Here is an 18,514-nt window from a genome sequence, read left to right as displayed (position 1 = left end):
TAAGTACGGTAAATCGCTTAGAAAAGCGGCGGAAAAGAAACGGAAAGAGACTCGGAACGGAACAGGGCGGTTCTTGTGAACGATCCGCAGTTTTACGGGTCAGGCCCCTGTGCCCGCGCATTCGTCGCGCGATCACAGAGGCCTGAATTCCGGAAAACCACTGAACCGCTTTACGCCACGCCGTCCTGACGGTCCAGGACGGCGGCCAGGGCGGCCTCGAAGCCGGACGCCCGGCCCGCACCGGCGGTGGGGTCCTGCTGGCGTACGTCGATGACGTGGCCGGTGAGTTCGGAGACGAGGACGTCGAGCGAGGCGCGCGCCACGGCCTCGGAGGACAGCAGCGTGCCCGTGGGCTCCTGGCCGAAGGCCTTGGTGCGCATCGGGGTGGCGGTGCGCTCGGGGTTGATGCAGTTGACGCGGATGCCGTCGGCGGCCCACTCGTCGGACAGGGCCTGGGTGAGGTTCACCATGGCGGCCTTGGTCGAGGAGTAGAGGCTGTACTCGGCGCGGCCGCGGGTGTAGCTGCTGGAGGTGTACAGCAGCAGCTGGCCGCGGGTCTCGGCGAGGTACTTGTAGGAGGAGCGGGCGATCTGCACCGGGGCCAGGTAGTTGACCTTCAGTGCCTCCTCGATGGTCGCGTTGTCGGTCTCCGCGAGCCTGCCGATGCGCAGCACGCCGGCGGTGTTGACGACGTAGTCGATGCGCCCGGTCTCGGCGTACGCCTTGGACAGCGCGTCGTCGACCTCCTCCGGGTTCTCCACGTGCGTGCCGGTGGTGGAGCGGCCCAGCGCGTAGACCGTGGCGCCGTAGGACCGGGCGAGTTCGGCGATGTCCTGGCCGATGCCGTACGAGCCGCCGAAGACGACGACGGTCTTGCCGGTGAGAAGTTCACGGTAGGCCTCCTCGCCGTTCTGCTCCGGCGCGGTGGTGGAGGCGAGCTGGAACAGCTTGTCGGCGATGAAGACGTCGACGGGCTGGGTGACCTTCATGTTGTATTCGTCGCCCGCCACGACGTGAATCGGCACGTCCGGGAGGTACTTGAGTACGACACTGCAGTCGTCGGTGGCCTGGAAGTTGGGGTCGCCGGCGGCGACCTCGTAGGCGCGGCGGATCGTGGACAGCTTGAACGCCTGCGGGGTCTGGCCGCGGCGCAGCCGGGAGCGGTCCGGGATCTCGGTGATGAACTCGCCGTCCTCGCCGTGCGTGCGGGTGACGATGATGGTGTCCGCGGAGGGGATGGCGACGTCGACGGCCTGGTAACGGTCCAGGGCCGCGACGCAGTCGTCGATGACCCGCTGCGACAGCAGGGGGCGTACGGCGTCGTGGAACAGGACGTTGCGGTCCTCGCCCTCGGCCAGGCCCTCGCCGAGCAGGGCGATGGCGCGCTCGGTGGTCTCGTTGCGCGTCGAGCCGCCCTCGATGATGTGCGTCACCTTGCCGAAGCCCGCCTTGGCGACGATCTTCTCGACGTCCGGCACATAGCCCTGCGCCATCAGCACGATGACGTCGTCGATGGAGTCGGCGTTCTCGAAGGTGGTCAGCGTGTGCTCGATCACCGCCTTGCCGGCGATCTTCAGCAGCTGCTTCGGAATCGACAGACCCACGCGCTGACCGGTGCCACCAGCCAGGATCACTGCGGTGGTACGGGGCTTGGCTATGCGCTCAGACACAGGTGACCTACCTCGGGCTTCAGGGAACCCGGGAATGGTCCCACTTTCGGTAAGCGAAGTGCAAGGTGAGCGCCGTCTGATGCATATGTAGGCGCAACCTGTTATTCACCTTGCACCCTCGGTCATTACCGAGATCCGAGGGTAAATTGTCCGGATTTGCTGTGAGTAACTCCACACGTTTCTCGTGCGTTATCAGCGCGCTTTACCGCGTGTTGCATTCCGGTCACAACGGCCGGGCGCCGGGTCGGCTCACCGACCGCGCATTCGCCTGAGCGCTCGGTGACCGAGGGCCCGGGCGGGTACACCGGGCCCCACTCCCCCGCCGCCCGTCAGAACGGCTCGAAGTCGTCGAAGTCCCGCTGCGCCTCGTCCCGTTCCGCCTGGCGTTCCCGGCGCCGCTGCGCAGCGGGCCGCGCCGCCTCGAACCGGTGGTCCTCACCGCGCCGGCCGAGCATCTCCGCGCCCGCCGTCACCGTCGGCTCCCAGTCGAAGACGACCGCGTTCTCCTCCGGTCCGATGGCGACGCCGTCGCCGGTCCGGGCGCCCGCCTTCATCAGCTCCGCCTCGACACCGAGGCGGTTGAGCCGGTCGGCGAGGTAGCCGACGGCCTCGTCGTTGTTGAAGTCGGTCTGCCGCACCCAGCGCTCGGGCTTCTCGCCGCGCACCCGGAACAGCCCGTCGTCCTCGCGCGTCACCGTGAAGCCCGCGTCGTCCACGGCCTTCGGCCGGATGACGATCCGGGTCGCCTCCTCCTTCGGCCGGGCGGCGCGTGCCTTCGCGACCAGGTCGGCGAGGGCGAACGACAGCTCCTTCAGCCCGAGATGGGCCACGGCGGACACCTCGAAGACGCGGTAGCCGCGCGCCTGAAGGTCCGGCCGCACCATCTCGGCCAGGTCCTTGCCGTCCGGTACGTCGATCTTGTTGAGGACCACGATCCGCGGACGGCCCTCGAGGCCGCCGTACTGCCTCAGCTCCTCCTCGATGACGTCGAGGTCGGAGACGGGGTCGCGGTCGGACTCCAGGGTGGCCGTGTCCAGCACGTGCACCAGCACGCTGCACCGCTCCACGTGCCGCAGGAACTCCAGGCCGAGCCCCTTGCCCTGGCTGGCGCCCGGGATGAGCCCCGGCACATCGGCGATGGTGTAGACGGTCGCGCCCGCGGTGACCACGCCCAGGTTCGGGACGAGGGTGGTGAACGGATAGTCGGCGATCTTCGGCTTGGCCGCGGACAGCACGGAGATCAGCGACGACTTGCCCGCGCTCGGGTAGCCGACGAGCGCCACGTCCGCGACCGTCTTCAGCTCCAGCACGATGTCCTGGAGATCACCGGGCACGCCGAGCAGGGCGAAGCCGGGCGCCTTGCGGCGGGCGGAGGCCAGCGCCGCGTTGCCGAGGCCGCCGCGACCGCCCTGGGCGGCGACGTACGACGTCCCGTGCCCGACCAGGTCGGCCAGCACATTGCCCGCCTTGTCGAGCACGACCGTGCCGTCGGGCACCGGCAGAACCAGGTCCTGGCCGTCCTTGCCGGAGCGGAAGCCGCCCTCGCCGGGCTTGCCGTTGGTGGCCTTGCGGTGCGGGGAGTGGTGGTAGTCGAGAAGCGTGGTGACGGACTGGTCGACGGTGAGGATCACGTCGCCGCCGCGGCCGCCGTTGCCCCCGTCGGGGCCGCCGAGCGGCTTGAACTTCTCGCGGTGTACGGAGGCACAGCCGTGGCCTCCGCTACCCGCGGCGACGTGCAGTTCGACGCGGTCCACGAAGGTGGTCATGGTTCAGTGCCTCCAGAAGCAAGCGGGATGTGCTGTGAATAACAAGCGAAAGGCGGACCCGCCTTCCCGTCCGGGAAGTGAGGTCCGCCTCGCGAAACGCCCTACGGCGCCTGAGTCCGAAAGGGACTGCCTCAGGCGACCGGAACGATGTTCACGACCTTGCGGCCGCGGTGGGTACCGAACTCCACCGCACCGGCCTGCAGCGCGAACAGCGTGTCGTCGCCGCCGCGGCCGACGCCCGCGCCCGGGTGGAAGTGGGTGCCGCGCTGGCGGACCAGGATCTCACCCGCGTTCACGACCTGACCGCCGAAGCGCTTCACGCCGAGCCGCTGGGCGTTGGAGTCGCGACCGTTCCGAGTGGACGATGCGCCCTTCTTGTGTGCCATCTGTTCTCAGTCCCTTACTTCGCAGCCGTGGGGATCGACGTGACCTTGATCGCCGTGTACTGCTGGCGGTGGCCCTGCCGACGGCGGTAGCCGGTCTTGTTCTTGTAGCGCAGAATGTCGATCTTCTGGCCCTTGTGGTGGTCCACGACCTCGGCCTGGACCTTGATGCCGGCCAGCACCCACGGGTCGCTGGTCACGGAGTCGCCGTCGACCACGAGCAGGGTCGAGAGCTCGACCGTGTCGCCAACCTTGGCAGTGGAAATCTTGTCAACCTCAACGATGTCGCCGACAGCAACCTTGTGCTGGCGACCACCGCTGCGCACGATGGCGTACACGCGGATCTCACTCTCTGTCACTCGGGAACGGCACCCCCGCAGTCCAGCCGCCCGGCACCGCGGACGGCCTCTTCCGGGGCGCCCGGCGCCCGGAAGGAAGAGGTTTACGGGGATGTGGCGGGTCAGTGGACACGCCGACGGTCAAGGTTACGGGGGCCGGCCTGACGGGTCAAACCGGGCTCGGCCGCCCACGCGCGAAGCGCCCCGGCGGCCGCGACGGCACGGACCGCACGGCCGGGGAAGCGGCTGTACAGCCTGGCCGGACGGCTGTACGGCGGCGGCCCGCCCCGCAGGACCGGGACGGGCCGCCGCCGTGTGTGGCGCCACGAGCCGGGTGGACCTGGCGGAACACCCGGGAGGGGTCAGTCCTCCGTGCTCACCGAGACCGTCGGCTGAGCCGTCTGCTCGGCGGCCGCCGTCTTCTTGGCCGCCGCCTTCTTGGCGGTGGTCTTCTTCGCGGCGGTCTTCTTGGCAGCCGTCTTCTTGGCCGCCGCCTTCTTCGTGGCGGCCTTCTTCGCCGTCGCCGTCTTGGCGGTCTTGCGGGCCACCTTCTTGGCGGGCGCGGACACCTCCGCCTCGCCCTCCGCCGGAGCCTCGGCCTCGGCCTCGGCCACCTGGACCGGTGCCTCGGCTGCCTCTGCCGGTTCCTCGGCCGCCGACGGGACGACCACGACGGCCGCGTCCTCGGAGGACGTGGGCGCGGTGGCCTTGCGCACGGCACGGCGGCGCGGACGGGCCGGAGCCGCTGCCTCGACGGGCGCCTCGGCCGTCTGGACCGCCTCGGCAGGCGCCTCCTCGGCCGCGAGAACCGCCTCGGCGGGTGCCTCGGCCTGCTGCGCGGGCTCGCCGACCGTCACCGCGGCCTCCGCGGGGGAACCGGCCGGAGCCGACACCCTGCGAGTCGCGCGGCGACGCGTACGGCCCTTGGGCGCGGCCTCCTCCTCGACCGGTGCGGGCGCCTCGACGACCGGGTCCTCGGCCGCCGCCGGCTCCGCCTCGGCGTCCTGCCGCGACTTCGGAGCGCGCTCGTCCTTACGGGACTTCGGCGCCCGCTCCTCGGTCCGCGGCGCACCCGCCGGAGCCGACGCCCGCCGGGTCACCCGGCGCCGCGTACGGCCCCGGGTGGCGGCGGCCTCGGCCTCGGCGACGCTGCTGTAGAGCTCCTCGTCCGGCGCGAACGCCGGCTCCGGCAGCGCGGCCGGGACCGCCACCTCGGCGGCCGGCTCGGCCTCGGTCTCCGCGGCGGCCGGAACGGCCTCGGCGGCCTCCTCGACCTCCGCGGCCACCGCCTCGTGCGTCTCGGGCTCGGCCTCGGCACCGCCCCGGCCGCGCTTCTTGCGCTTGCCGCCGGCGGGCGCGGTCGCCTGGTCCATGTGCACGACCACGCCGCGGCCGTTGCAGTGGACGCAGGTCTCCGAGAAGGACTCCAGCAGGCCCTGGCCGACCCGCTTGCGGGTCATCTGCACCAGGCCCAGCGAGGTGACCTCGGCGACCTGGTGCTTCGTACGGTCCCGGCCCAGGCACTCCAGCAGACGCCGCAGGACGAGGTCCCGGTTGGACTCGAGCACCATGTCGATGAAGTCGATGACGATGATGCCGCCGAGGTCGCGCAGCCTGAGCTGGCGGACGATCTCCTCGGCCGCCTCCAGGTTGTTCCTGGTGACGGTCTCCTCGAGGTTTCCGCCCTGACCGGTGAACTTGCCGGTGTTGACGTCGACGACGACCATCGCCTCGGTCCGGTCGATCACCAGCGAACCGCCGCTGGGCAGCCAGACCTTGCGGTCCAGCGCCTTGGCGAGCTGCTCGTCGATCCGGTACGTGGCGAAGACGTCGACCTCGCTGGTCCACCGCTGGAGACGCTCGGCCAGGTCGGGGGCGACGTGGGAGACGTATCCGTGGATGGTTCCCCATGCGTCGTCACCGCTGACGATGACCTTGGAGAAGTCCTCGTTGAAGATGTCGCGCACGACCCGGACGGTCATGTCCGGCTCGCCGTACAGCAGCGACGGCGCGCTGCCGCTCTTCGCCTTCTTCTGGATGGTCTCCCACTGCGCCTGAAGCCGCTCGACGTCCCGGCGCAGCTCGTCCTCGCTCGCGCCCTCGGCGGCGGTGCGCACGATGACACCCGCGTCCTGGGGGACGATCTTCTTGAGAATCGTCTTCAGGCGCGCCCGCTCGGTGTCGGGCAGCTTGCGGCTGATACCGGTCATCGAGCCCTCGGGCACGTAGACCAGGTAGCGGCCGGGCAGCGAGACCTGGCTGGTCAGGCGGGCGCCCTTGTGACCGATCGGGTCCTTGGTGACCTGGACGAGCACGGACTGCCCGGACTTCAGCGCGGACTCGATGCGGCGCGGCCCGTTGGCCATCCCGAGCGCCTCGAAGTTGACCTCACCGGCGTACAGGACGGCGTTCCTGCCCTTGCCGATGTCGATGAAGGCGGCCTCCATCGACGGCAGTACGTTCTGCACCTTGCCGAGGTAGACGTTGCCGACGTACGAGGTCGACTGCTCCTTGTTGACGTAGTGCTCGACGAGCACGCCGTCCTCCAGGACGCCGATCTGCGTACGCTCACCGCTCTGGCGCACGACCATCACACGCTCGACGGCCTCGCGCCGGGCCAGGAACTCGGCTTCGGTGATGATCGGGACCCGGCGGCGGCCCTGCTCGCGCCCCTCGCGGCGGCGCTGCTTCTTGGCCTCGAGGCGGGTCGAGCCCTTGATGGACTGCACCTCGTCGGTGCCGTCACCGGCCCGCTCGTCCTTCTTGCGCGGCTCGCGGACCTTGACCACGGTGCGCTCGGGGTCGTCGGACGTCGGCTCGGTGTCGACGGCGGTGTCACCGGCACGGCGGCGGCGCCGACGGCGCCGACGGCTGCTGCTGGTGCCGGCGGCCGCCGACTCGCCGTACTGCTCGTCGGCGTCCTCGGCGTCCTCCTCCAGCTGCTCCGCGGTGTCCTCGGCGTCCTGCTCGGCCTGCTCGGCGGCGAGTTCCTCGGCCTCCTCGCCCTCGGCTGCCTCACCACGGCGACGGCGACGGCCGCCGCGACGGCGACGACGGCGCGAACCGGCCTCCTCGGCCTCCTCGCCCCCGGCGGACTCCTCCGGCTCCTCGGCCTCCTCGGCCTCGTCGGTGGCCTCGGGCGTCACGGCCACGGGCTCCTCGTCGCCGGCGCGGCGACGGCGGCGGCGCTGGCCGGCCGGCTCCTCCTCGACGGTCTCCTCGTGCTCCACGGCCTGGGCGGCAGCGGCAGCGGCGGCCCGCTCCGGGGTCTGGAACATCGGCTCGGCGAACACCGGCGCCTGGAAGACGGCCACGGTGGGCCGGGCGGGCCGCTGCGCGGTGTCGGACGTCTCCTCGGCCTCGCTCCGGGCGGGCTCCGAGAAGCCGCCGGCGGCCTTGCGGGCGACGCGACGACGGGCGCGGCGCGGGGCGGCCTCCTCGGCGGCCGGCTCGGGCTGCGACGGGGCGGCCGCCGGCGTCCCGGGAGCCTCGGCGACGGCTCGTTCGGTCTCTTCGGGGGCGGTCACGGGCGCCTCCACGTGCGCTGCGGCAGTCTCCTCCGCGGGCGCCGACACCCGACGGGTGGCCCGGCGACGGGTGCGGCGGGGGGCGGCTTCCTCGGCGGCGGGCGTCTCGGCGACCGGAGCCTCGGCGGCAGGCGTCTCGGCGGGCTCCGCCTCGGCCTCGCTCATCGGAGTCCCGGCGACCGGGGCGGCCGGTTGGGCCTCGGGAGTCTCGACGGTCTCGGCTGACGCGGGCGCCCCGGCGGGCGTGGACACCCGGCGCGTGGCACGACGACGCGTACGACGCGGAGCAGCCTCCTCGGCCACCGGCTCCGCCTCGGCGGCAACGGCAGCCACGGGCTCCTCGGCGCCCTCCGTAACGGCCGGCACCACGACCTCCACGGCCTCCGCGGACGCGGGCGCCCCGGCAGGCGTGGACACCCGGCGCGTGGCACGACGACGGGCACGACGCGGAGCAGCCTCCTCGGCCACCGGCTCCGCCTCGGCCGCAACAGCAGCCGCGGCGACCGCTTCGGTCCCTTCGGTCTCTTCTGCCCCGGTGGCCTCGATCGCCTCCGTGGCCGGTATGGCCGCTGCCACCCCGGTCACGGACTCGGTCTCCGTGGCTTCGGGGGTCTCGGTCTCGGCCGCGACCGTGGGCGGGCCTGCCGGACGCGACGCGGCGCGACGGCTGCGACGCGGCGGCAGGGTGTCGCTGGGGGTGTAGTTCTCAGAGCCCTCGGCGGGCTCGATCGGTTCGAGCATGCGGGCGTTTCTCCCGTCAGGCTCCCGGGCGCCGCACCTGGTCCGGCATCGCCGGTGACGTCCGCGGCTCGCGCGATGCGCGGTGCCGCCGTCCGGGGCGCGGGCGCCGCACGGGAGCTCTCTGTGTCCTGTCTCGTCGGTTCCGTACGCCATGTACGTACGGCCTGGCGAAAGTCTTCTGGTCGATGCGCTGCCCGACCCAGGTGGCTCCCGAGTACGAGGGCGGCACTACGACGTCCGTCCCTACGCGGAACCTTCCTTACTCCGGCGCAGTCGCGGCGGCAGTCGCGACGGCCGTGGCCGGCGCGGTCGCTGCTGCCTCGCGGTCGGGCGCGAGCGGGTCGGTCACCGTGCCGGTCTCTTCATCGAACAGCCCCTGCGCCAGCCTGGTCACCGCTGCGGGGACCGGCGGCGCCAGGTCGGCCACGGCGCGGAGACCGGACAGGACGTCGTCGGGTCGTACGGCAGGCGTCACGTGCCGAACAACCAGCCGCAGTATCGCACAGGGCTGGTCGGTCGGCCTATCGGCATGCGAACTGTGTGTGTCCGCACTCTCCAGGCTCACGACCGCGGCACGGGTGTCGAAGGTGCGCACGCCGTTCTTGGTCATGCGCTGGACCTCGACGGTCCCGGCCGCTGTGAAGGCCGCGACCGCTCGCTCGGCGTCCGCGGGCGCCACGCCGTCCAGGCGCAGCTCCCACACCGACGCCTCGAGTCGGTCGGCGAGCCCGGACGTACGGACCTCGACCGCCTCGACGACATCGAGCCCCGCGGGCAGCGACTCGTCGAGGAGCTCGCGCAGCTTGTCCGGGTCGCGCGCCTCGGTGAGCGCGATTTCCAGGTACTCCGCCTCACTGCCCGTGCCGGTGGGTGCGGCATTGGCGTACGACACCTTCGGATGCGGCGTGAACCCCGCCGAGTACGCCATCGGCACCTCGGCACGGCGCAGCGCACGCTCGAAGGCGCGCTGGAAGTCACGGTGGCTGGTGAACCGGAGGCGGCCGCGCTTGGTGTAGCGCAGTCGGATGCGCTGCACCGCGGGTGCGGGCGGCGGGCCTTCGGGCTGTCGCTTGCCCAGTGTCGTTCAGTCCTTCGTGAGAGCGGTCGTCCTGCTACCTAGAGTACGTGTCTCACGGCCGATGGGTTCCCTCCGGGAGACCTCCCGCGGCCTGCCGGAGTCACCGAAGAGCATGCGGCGGAGGTCGGCGCGGGCCTGCCGGGCGGTCTCGCGCACGAGGGCAGACGTCCGCCGGACGACCCTGCCCACGCCGCGCGCGGCGTGGGCGGCGGGACGCAGGACCGTGTCGCGCAGTACGTGCCCGACCGGCGTCAGCACCGTTTGGTACACCCAGCGCGCCGGCGCCACGAACATCCACCGGAAGAGGGTGCTCAGGAACCGCCCCGCCGCGAGCGAGATGTGCCCGGCGACGCGCCACGCGTGGCGGAACGCGGCGCCGAGTTCACGCCCGAGGACCACGAGGGCGCGCCCGGCCGGGGCGAGGATCCACCGCCACACGGCCGACGCGGGCACCACGAACAGCAGGTTCAGCAGCCCCAGCAGGCCGGCTCCGCAGACACGGGCCACCACGCCGACGAGCCCGGCGAGCCCGCGCGCCAGCCAGGCGATCCCGTGCCCGAGCGGCCTCAGGACATGCCGGTGCAGCCGACGGGCCGGTACGACGACCAGATACCGCACGAGCCACGCCACCACCGCATACGCCCCTCCCCCGAGGGCGGCGAGGACGTACCCGATGCCCTTCAGCAGCAGGGCGAGAGCGCGCCCGACGGGCGTCAGGACGCGCGCGTGCAGACGGACGAGGCCGGCAGCGATGGCGCGCAGCACCCGGGCCGCGGCCCGTCCGAGGGGCGTCAGCACGGTCCTGTACGCCCACCCGGCCGGCACGGCGACCAGGGCGCGCCCCAGCCATGCGAGCCCTGCCCCCAGCGGCACGAGGCCGTATCGCCACAGCGCCGTCCACGGCCATACGAACACCGCCCAGGCCGACCACAGCAGCGCCCGGCCCACCGGCCTCAGCACGGCGTCCCGCAGCACACGCCCACCGGCGGCCAGAGCGTCCCACACCATGCGCACCGGCACGACCAGGACGAGCACGACGATCCGCACCGGCAGACGGATCGCGACGACGAGGCACCCTTCGACGGGCCGCGGCGACGGCGGCTTCTCCAAATCCATGCCGAGAGAGACGCTCAAGGTGTTCGGATGGATGCGGAAACAGGCGGCGGCCGTGGTCAGCACCGCTCATGAGGCGCTCGGTGCGGCGGGTGAGGTGAAGGCCGGGGAGCGTGAGGGTACCCGCTCGGTCAGCAGCGCCCTGGTGGCGACTGGGCGCCTGCCGCCGCCCGGTCCGCGTCCGGTGCCGGACATGAGCGAGTACGGCCGGCTGCCGAGGCCGGCCACCCAGCACCACGTCGGAGAAGGACACGAAGGACACAAGCGCATGAGCCCCGTACGGACCGCACCCGCCGACATGGACACCGAGGGCGGCTTCGCGTACGCCGAGAACGACTACCGGTCCACCGGGCGATCGTGATGGCCGGCGACAAGGAGGGGAGAGGGCCGAAGCGGCCGGAAGGTCCTGATCTGCTGCTGCGTCTGGATGCCGAGCTGGGCCGGATCGAGGAGGAGTTGCGCGCCCTGGCCGCCGCCAAGGCCCGGTTGCAGGGGCTGCTGGAAGCGGTGGTGGCCATCACCCGGGAAGTGGAGTTGCCGGCGGTGCTGTACCGCGTCGTGACCACCGGCATGGACCTGGTCGGCGTCCGCTACGGGGCACTCGGGGTACTCGACGAGTCCGGCGAACACCTGGAGCAGTTCATCACGGCCGGCTTGACCGAGCAGGAACGGGCCGCTTTGTCCGAGGTCGGGTTCCCCCGCGGCCTGGGTGTGCTCGGGCATCTGATCCGCCACCCGGAGCCCCTGCGGATCGACGTCATCTCCTCCCACCCCGCCTCGGTCGGGTTCCCGTCCGGCCACCCGCGCCTGGGCACCCTGCTCGGCGTCGCCATCAGCGTCCGCGGCGAGATCTACGGCGACCTCTACCTGTCCGAGCGGCTCGACGGACAGCCCTTCGACGTCCACGACGAACAGATCCTGGTTGCCCTGGCCAGCGCCGCCGGTATCGCGATCGACAACGTGCGCCTCTTCGAGCAGGTTCGTACCAGTTCCGAGGAATTTCAGCGGCTTTTGCTGCCGACCCTGCCCGACCTGCGGCCCTTCGCCGCCGCGGCCGTCTACCGGCCCGCCGCCGAGCCCAGCGCCCTGGGCGGGGACTGGTACGACGCCATCCCGCTGCCCGACGGCGCGGTGGCGGTCGTCATCGGCGACGTGGTCGGCCACGACCTGCATGCCGCGGCCGCCATGGCCTCGACCCGCAACATGCTGCGCGCTCTGCTGTTCGACCTGCGCAACCCTCCCAGCGCGGTCCTCACCCATCTCGACCACACCTTGCAGGCCATCACCGACAATCCCGTCACCACCACCAGCCTGGCCCGCATCGAACCCGCAGGGTCCGCCTGGAGGCTGTGCTGGAGCACCGCGGGCCATGTCCCCCCTCTGCTGATCACCCCGGACCGGCGAGTGGAATACCTGTTCGCCGAGCCCGGACTGCCGCTGAACGTCACCGCCGGGCAGCCACGCCCCGATCACTGCCGCCCCCTGCCCCGGGGTGCCACCGTGGTCTTCTTCACCGACGGGCTCATCGAACACCCCGGCCACGCCATCGACGAGAGCCTGGACGAACTCGCCGAACTCGCCGCCGCCCACTCGGCCCTGCCCCTGGACGACTTCGTGCAGGCCCTGGCCGACCATCACCCCAGCGACGGACACGACGACATGGCCATCCTCGCCCTGCGGGCCCCGCACTGAACCGGCCGACGGGCGCGGCCGAGCCGCACCGGCGGATCCGCCATGGACCGGCGGCGGCGTGGTGGAACCGGGGGGATCGACGGACGATGGACTACGGGGTCAGGCCGAGGAAAAGGACCTCCCGATGACTGTCGCACGCCGTGACAGGCTCCGGAGCGGTGGCATGACCGCCCTCGAGATCTGCGCCGTCGCCGCCCTGTACTACGCCTTCGGCAGGCTGGGGCTGCTCCAGCAGCTCGTACGCGGCCAGGTCACACCGCTGTGGCCACCGACCGGCATCGCCGTGGCCGGCCTGCTCCTCCTCGGCCCGCGGGTTTGGCCCGGGATCGCCCTCGGCGCCTTCCTGATCAACATCTCGCTCGGGCCGTCGATGCCCGCCGTGCTCGCGATCATGGTGGGCAACACACTCGCCCCGCTCTGCTCCTACGCCCTCCTTCGCCGCGCCGGGTTCCGCACCCAGATCAACCGCTTCCGGGACGCGCTCGCCCTGGTCTTCCTCGGTGCGTTCACCGGCACGCTCATCAGCGCGACGGTGGGCACCGGCACCCTGCAGCTCGCTCGGGCGCTGCCCGGCGGGTTCTGGCAGACGTGGTGGATCTGGTGGACCGGGGACGCGATGGGCGTCCTGGTGGTCACCCCTGTGCTGCTCCTCCTCCTTCGCTCGCCGTGCTGGCCGAGGGACGCTCCACGCTCCCGATGGGTGGAAGGTTCGCTGCTGGTCGTGGCCACCATCGGCGTCGGTTTCCTGGAGAACGCGCCCGTACCGCTGATCTTCCTTGCCTTCCCGCTGCTGATCTGGGCGGCCTTCCGCTTCCAGCGCGCCGGAGCCACGCCCTGCGCGCTGGTCGTGTCCACCTTCGCGATCCTCGCCGCCACCCGCAGAACAGGCCCATTCACCGGTCACTCCCTGCTCACCAACATGGTGGCGCTCCAGGCGTTCAACGGCGCCGCCGCACTGACCGCCCTGCTGCTCGCCACGGCCATCACCGAGCGGAACGAGACCCAGGAGAAGATCGAGCAGGCCTGCCATCGGCTCGCCGGGATGGTGGCGAGGATCGCGCCGGACACCGGCGCCCCACCGGCGTTCGGCGACGGCGGCCGGGGCGGTGAGGAGAGCCAGGGGGGCCCGGGGGGCCAGGGGCGCCAGGAAAAGAACGGCGGGCGGAGCGGACCGTCCTGAGGAACGGGGCCGAAGCGCACCGCTTGTGCGCAGTGAGTGTCCTCTTATGCGCAGTAGGTGTCCTCGTCGGGCCGCTCCCCGGTCGCCAGGAAGCGAGAGACGGTGCGGTCGCCGCACGCGTTTCCGTTGGCGAGGTAGGAACCGTGGCCGGTGGAGTCCACGGTCACCATGACTGCGCGCGCACCGAGAGCGTCGCGAAGCTTCCGGGCACCGCTCAGCGGGGTGGCGACATCGCGTTCGTTCTGCACCAGCAGGACGTTGGACGGCCCGTGGGACGTGATGCGTACCGGCGCGTGCTCGGGCGGGTAGGGCCAGGCGGCGCAGACCATGGCGTTTCGGGGCATGCCCGCCGTCAGCGGGTGTTCCTCGCGGCTCTCGGTGACCCCTCTGCTGTACTCGGCCGCCGACCTGGGCCATGCGACGTCATTGCAGATGGTCGCCGCGGCGACCGCGGTGACGTTCTGCTGCACCGGCTCCGGGGGCGCCGCGGGCGCCGGCGGCACGGTGCCGTCCAGTGCCGCCCGCATCAGTCTCGCCAGGGTGGGGAAGCGGCCGGGTGCGTAGAGGCTGTCCAGCATGGTCTGGCGCAGCACATTGCCGTTCAGCTCCTCGGGGTTGGCGCCGGGCCAGGGGATCGGTGCCCGGTCGAGGCGCACGGCGAGGCGCAGGAACAGGGGCCGTACCTCGGCCGCCGTGCTGGCCACACGGTCCGGGTTGCCGGGCGCCGAGGCCCACGCGGCGAACTCGGGGAAGGTGTCCTCGACCCCGGCCTCGTACGCCTCGAGCCAGCCTCTGGAGCCCCGGTCGGGGGCGTCGTTGCTGTCGAGCACCATGCGGTCGGTGCGGTGGGGGAACAACTGGCTGTAGACGGCGCCGACATATGTGCCGTACGAGACGCCCCATGCCGAGAGTCTCCGCTCGCCGAGCGCGGCCCGGATGCGGTCGATGTCGCGGGCCTCGTCGACCGTGTCCATGTGCCGGATCAGTGCACCGCCGTTGCGGGCGCAGGCGGCGGCCATCCGGCGGGCGGTGGCCATGTTCCGGTCGATGGATCCGTCCGGGGCGGGCCAGGGCCGCAGCTTGGAGACGGCGAGGTCGCCGTGGTCGAGGCCGCAGCTGACGGAGGTGGAGGGCGCCAGGCCGCGGGGGGCGAAGCCGATCAGGTCGTAGGTGTCCCGTACGGCCTGCGGCAACTTCTGCCCCTTCCCCGAGGGGTCGGCCAGGCTGGAACCGCCGGGGCCGCCGGGGATCAGGAGCAGCGCCCCCCGGCGGGTGGCCGGCTTCTCGCTGGGAATGCGGGAGATGACGACGTCTATCTGCCGGCCGTCCGGGGCGGCGTAGTCCATCGGCACCTCGACGGACGCACACTCCTGACGCGGGTCGAGTCCGCTGCCCGCGCAGCGGGTCCAGTGCAGGGAGGAGGCCGGGGCGTGAGTCGCCGCGGATGCGGGTGCGGAGGCGGCGAAGGGGGCGGCAATGCCGAGGACTGCGGCGGAGACGGCCGTCCAGGCGGCCCTTGTGCGAGTGGTCTGCTTCATGCACACGAGCCTCGCGGATCGCGCCCGCCCTTCCCATCCGGCCAACATCCCTGTTCCCGCGGGGGTTTCCCCCACCTCGCAGCCTGCATCCCGCCGGGGCCGTGCCGGAGCAGAACGGCAGGTCCGGCGGACGCGCCGGCGGCAGGAGAACATGCCGCCGAGCCCCCTCACCGTCAAGGAGGGGGCTCGGCAGCACACCGCGGTCACGGCGGTGTGGTCCTGCTGCCGCCGGGGGCAGGCGCGGCGTTCCCGGCTGTCGGCGTCACGGCCGGCAGATCGCGTAGACCACCGTGCTGTTGCCACCGCTGACGCCGCTTCCGACCTGCGACTGGTAGCCGGTGGGAGGCGAGCCGATCGGGCGAGCCAGTCCCTGGAAGTTCACAGCCACTCCGCTGGTCGAGTTGATGTTGTAGGCACCTCCACCCGTGGCAAAGGTGCCCGCGGGGCATGTGACCGTGTTGAACGTCGTGGCGCCTTGCGGGCCGGCAAGGGTGTTGGAGACCACCACGCTCTGCGCTCCGGTCGAACCGGCTCCCTGGGCTCCTTGAGCTCCCTGCGCTCCGGTGGACCCCTGGACGCCCTGCGTGCCCTGGGCTCCGGTGGAGCCCTGGGACCCGATGGCCCCCTGCGGTCCGGTCGAGCCCTGGACACCCTGCGCACCCGTCGCGCCCTGAGTACCCGTCGCCCCCTGCGCGCCGGCGGAGCCCTGAGCCCCCGTCGAGCCCTGGACGCCCTGCGTGCCCTGAGTGCCCGTCGAGCCCTGGGCGCCGGTCGCGCCCTGGGCACCCGTGGCACCCTGCGGTCCGGTCGAACCCTGGAAACCCTGAGCACCCTGCGCACCCGTCGCGCCTTGAGCACCCGTCGCCCCCTGGGCGCCCGTCGAGCCCTGCGGACCGGTGGAGCCCTGCACACCTTGAGCCCCCGTCGAGCCCTGGAATCCCTGCGCGCCTTGAACACCTGTCGCACCCTGGGCCCCCGTAGTGCCCTGGAAGCCCTGGGAGCCCTGGGAGCCCTGAGAACCCGTCGCTCCCTGGGTGCCTTGTGCGCCGGTCGCGCCCTGCGCACCGGTCGTGCCCTGGAGGCCCTGAGGGCCGGTGACACCCTGGAAACCCTGCGGGCCCTGGACACCGGTCGCGCCCTGAGCACCGGTGGAGCCCTGCGGGCCGGTGTCGCCCTGAGCCCCGGTCGTGCCCTGGTTTCCCTGGACGCCCTGCGTGCCCGTCGTGCCCTGGAAGCCCTGCGCTCCTTGAGCGCCTTGAGCGCCCTGGACTCCCGTAGTGCCCTGGAAGCCCTGGGAGCCCTGAGTACCCGTCGCTCCCTGGGCACCCGCGGAGCCCTGGGCACCCGTCGCGCCCTGAGCGCCGGCCGAGCCCTGGACTCCCTGAGAGCCCTGGGCGCCCGTCGCGCCCTGAGCACCCGTCGCACCCTGTGCACCCGTCGCACCCTGCGTACCCGTGGCGCCCTGCGTCCCCTGCGGGCCGGTGGACCCCTGGAAACCCTGAGCGCCCTGAGAACCCGTCGCTCCCTGGACGCCCGCGGAGCCCTGGGCACCCGTCGAACCCTGGGGTCCGGCCGTGCCCTGGGCGCCGGTGAGACCCTGCGCTCCCGTGGTGCCCTGCGGGCCGGCGTCGCCCTGCGGGCCGGTCGAACCCTGTGGTCCGGTCACACCTTGAAAGCCCTGGGTTCCTTGCGCACCGTCGGCCCCCTGCGCACCGGTCGGGCCCTGAGTGCCGGTGGCGCCCTGTGGTCCGGTGGAGCCCTGGAAGCCCTGGGCTCCCTGCGCGCCCGTACCACCCTGCGCGCCACTGGAACCCTGCGCACCCGTATCGCCCTGAGCGCCCGTCGTGCCCTGGAAGCCCTGCGCGCCCTGCACGCCCGCCACGCCCTGGAAGCCCTGGGCGCCTTGAACACCCGTGTCTCCCTGAACCCCGGTGGCACCCTGAGCGCCCTGAGTGCCCTGGGCACCCGTGTCCCCCTGAACCCCGGCGGCACCCTGAGCGCCGGTGGCACCCTGCGGGCCGGTGGAGCCCTGGAAGCCCTGCGCGCCCGTGGCACCCGTATCGCCCTGAGCGCCATCGGACCCCTGAGCACCCGTGGCACCCTGAGCACCCGTCGTGCCCTGGAAACCCTGCGCACCCTGCACGCCCGTATCACCCTGCGCACCGGTCGCGCCCTGAACGCCCGTGGCACCCTGCGCCCCGGTCGCCCCCTGAACGCCCGTGGCACCCTGAGCGCCCGTCGTCCCCTGGAAGCCCTGCGCGCCCGTCGCACCCGTGGCACCCTGAGCCCCATCGGACCCCTGAGCACCCGTGGCACCCTGAGCACCAGACGTGCCCTGGAAGCCCTGCGCGCCCGTCGCACCCGTGGCACCCTGCGCACCGGTCGCGCCCTGAACGCCCGTGGCACCCTGAGCACCCGACGTGCCCTGGAAACCCTGCGCGCCCGTCGCACCCGTATCACCCTGAGCGCCCGCGGAGCCCTGCGGTCCGGGGGAACCCTGCGGGCCCGACGTGCCCTGGAAACCCTGCGCGCCCTGCACGCCCGTATCACCCTGCGCACCGGTCGCGCCCTGAACGCCCGTGGCACCCTGAGCACCCGACGTGCCCTGGAAGCCCTGCGCGCCCGTCGCACCCGTGGCACCCTGAGCGCCCGTGGAGCCCTGCGGTCCGGGGGAACCCTGCGGGCCCGACGTGCCCTGGAAACCCTGGGGGCCTGCGACGCCAGTGGCGCCCTGGACCCCGCTGGAGCCCTGGGAACCGGCGAAGCCCTGCGGGCCGATGAAGCCCTGCGCGCCCGCCGCACCCTGAGCCCCGGTCGTGCCCTGAGCACCGGTGGAACCCTGGAAACCCTGCGGACCCTGTGTACCGTCGGCACCCTGAACTCCCTGGGGACCACCGGCTGGTCCCTGAGTTCCTGGCTCCCCCTGCGGGCCCTGCGGACCACCGGAGGGTCCCTGAGCACCCGTCACGCCCTGCGGACCCGCCGCACCTTGAGCGCCGGTCTCCCCCTGGAATCCCTGGAAGCCCTGGGGGCCATCGGAACCCTGCGGGCCGGCGACACCCTGGGCACCGGTGGAACCCTGGAAGCCCTGCCCACCAGCCACGCCTTGGGCGCCGGTCGTGCCCTGGGGCCCGGAGGCACCCTGGGAGCCCTGCGTGCCCTGAGTCCCTGACGCGCCCTGCACGCCGGTGGAGCCCTGTGGCCCGTCCGAGCCCTGGCTTCCGGGAGATCCCTGGAAGCCTTGCGCGCCCTGGATGCCAGCGTCACCCTGCGCGCCGCTGGAACCCTGAGCACCGCTGGAACCCTGCGGCCCGGCGGCACCCTGGAAACCCTGCGGACCCGCAGCCCCCGCCTCACCCTGAGCCCCACTGGAACCCTGCACCCCATCCGAGCCCTGCGGCCCGGCGGCACCCTGGAAACCCTGCGCCCCCACAACACCCGCTTCACCCTGAGCGCCACTGGAACCCTGAGCACCGCTGGAACCCTGC

The 18,514-nt window shown here is 72.4% G+C and carries 14 protein-coding genes; 5 read left to right on the top strand and 9 right to left on the bottom strand.

Annotation, left to right across the window (positions count from 1 at the left end; translation table 11 throughout):
* Window positions 1–170 precede the first annotated feature (170 nt).
* The 7 genes from ABZ876_RS25565 to ABZ876_RS25535 form a co-directional block, all read right to left on the bottom strand.
* Entirely contained in the window at window positions 171–1,670 is a 1,500-nt protein-coding gene (locus ABZ876_RS25565; protein WP_361785567.1) for a bifunctional cytidylyltransferase/SDR family oxidoreductase, read from the bottom strand.
* A 329-nt stretch (window positions 1,671–1,999) separates the two neighbouring features.
* Window positions 2,000–3,436, bottom strand: a complete 1,437-nt coding sequence (obgE, locus tag ABZ876_RS25560; RefSeq protein WP_361785564.1) for a GTPase ObgE — start codon at window positions 3,434–3,436, stop codon at window positions 2,000–2,002.
* Window positions 3,437–3,567: 131 nt separating this feature from the next.
* On the bottom strand, window positions 3,568–3,822 hold the full coding sequence (gene rpmA / locus ABZ876_RS25555; RefSeq protein WP_023550764.1) for a 50S ribosomal protein L27: 255 nt from the start codon (window positions 3,820–3,822) through the stop codon (window positions 3,568–3,570).
* 14 nt (window positions 3,823–3,836) lie between these two features.
* Window positions 3,837–4,157 carry a 50S ribosomal protein L21 gene (gene rplU / locus ABZ876_RS25550; protein ID WP_028422127.1) on the bottom strand — a complete coding sequence of 107 codons (321 nt, stop codon included), beginning with the start codon at window positions 4,155–4,157 and terminating at the stop codon, window positions 3,837–3,839.
* 362 nt (window positions 4,158–4,519) lie between these two features.
* On the bottom strand, window positions 4,520–8,425 hold the full coding sequence (locus ABZ876_RS25545) for an Rne/Rng family ribonuclease (protein WP_361785561.1): 3,906 nt from the start codon (window positions 8,423–8,425) through the stop codon (window positions 4,520–4,522).
* Window positions 8,426–8,684: 259 nt separating this feature from the next.
* Entirely contained in the window at window positions 8,685–9,461 is a 777-nt protein-coding gene (locus ABZ876_RS25540) for a TIGR03936 family radical SAM-associated protein (RefSeq protein ID WP_361785558.1), read from the bottom strand.
* Window positions 9,462–9,509: 48 nt separating this feature from the next.
* Window positions 9,510–10,619 (bottom strand): hypothetical protein, encoded by a 1,110-nt coding sequence (locus ABZ876_RS25535; RefSeq protein WP_361785892.1) that lies wholly within the window; start codon window positions 10,617–10,619, stop codon window positions 9,510–9,512.
* 31 nt (window positions 10,620–10,650) lie between these two features.
* On the opposite strand from ABZ876_RS25535, the gene ABZ876_RS25530 reads away from it, so the two are divergent.
* The 3 genes from ABZ876_RS25530 (at window position 10,651) to ABZ876_RS25520 (ending at window position 13,488) form a co-directional block, all read left to right on the top strand.
* Window positions 10,651–10,977 carry a hypothetical protein gene (locus tag ABZ876_RS25530; RefSeq protein ID WP_361785555.1) on the top strand — a complete coding sequence of 109 codons (327 nt, stop codon included), beginning with the start codon at window positions 10,651–10,653 and terminating at the stop codon, window positions 10,975–10,977.
* The gene (locus tag ABZ876_RS25525) at window positions 10,977–12,308 is read left to right on the top strand and encodes a GAF domain-containing SpoIIE family protein phosphatase (RefSeq protein ID WP_361785552.1); all 1,332 of its coding nucleotides are present in this window, start codon (window positions 10,977–10,979) and stop codon (window positions 12,306–12,308) included. The genes ABZ876_RS25530 and ABZ876_RS25525 overlap by 1 nt, the downstream gene beginning before the upstream one ends.
* Before the next feature lie 163 nt (window positions 12,309–12,471).
* Window positions 12,472–13,488, top strand: a complete 1,017-nt coding sequence (locus ABZ876_RS25520) for an MASE1 domain-containing protein (RefSeq protein WP_361785550.1) — start codon at window positions 12,472–12,474, stop codon at window positions 13,486–13,488.
* 44 nt (window positions 13,489–13,532) lie between these two features.
* Here the strand turns inward: ABZ876_RS25520 and ABZ876_RS25515 are convergent, their stop codons facing one another.
* Both ABZ876_RS25515 and ABZ876_RS25510 read right to left on the bottom strand, forming a co-directional pair.
* A complete protein-coding gene (locus ABZ876_RS25515; protein ID WP_361785548.1) occupies window positions 13,533–15,026 on the bottom strand; it encodes an alpha/beta hydrolase in 1,494 nt (497 codons plus the stop codon).
* Between the two features lie 262 nt (window positions 15,027–15,288).
* Window positions 15,289–15,936 (bottom strand): hypothetical protein, encoded by a 648-nt coding sequence (locus ABZ876_RS25510; RefSeq protein ID WP_361785545.1) that lies wholly within the window; start codon window positions 15,934–15,936, stop codon window positions 15,289–15,291.
* Between the two features lie 3 nt (window positions 15,937–15,939).
* On the opposite strand from ABZ876_RS25510, the gene ABZ876_RS25505 reads away from it, so the two are divergent.
* Complete coding sequence (locus tag ABZ876_RS25505) at window positions 15,940–18,198, top strand: hypothetical protein (RefSeq protein WP_361785542.1); 2,259 nt, start codon at window positions 15,940–15,942, stop codon at window positions 18,196–18,198.
* Window positions 18,199–18,267: 69 nt separating this feature from the next.
* On the top strand, window positions 18,268–18,514 hold a 247-nt coding region (locus ABZ876_RS25500; protein ID WP_361785539.1), incomplete at its 3' end, for a hypothetical protein.

This window comes from Streptomyces sp. NPDC046931, from assembly GCF_040644655.1.
GTDB lineage: Bacteria > Actinomycetota > Actinomycetes > Streptomycetales > Streptomycetaceae > Streptomyces.
The sequence above is the reverse complement of the archived record's forward strand: the minus strand, read 5'-3'. Positions and strand labels throughout refer to the sequence as shown.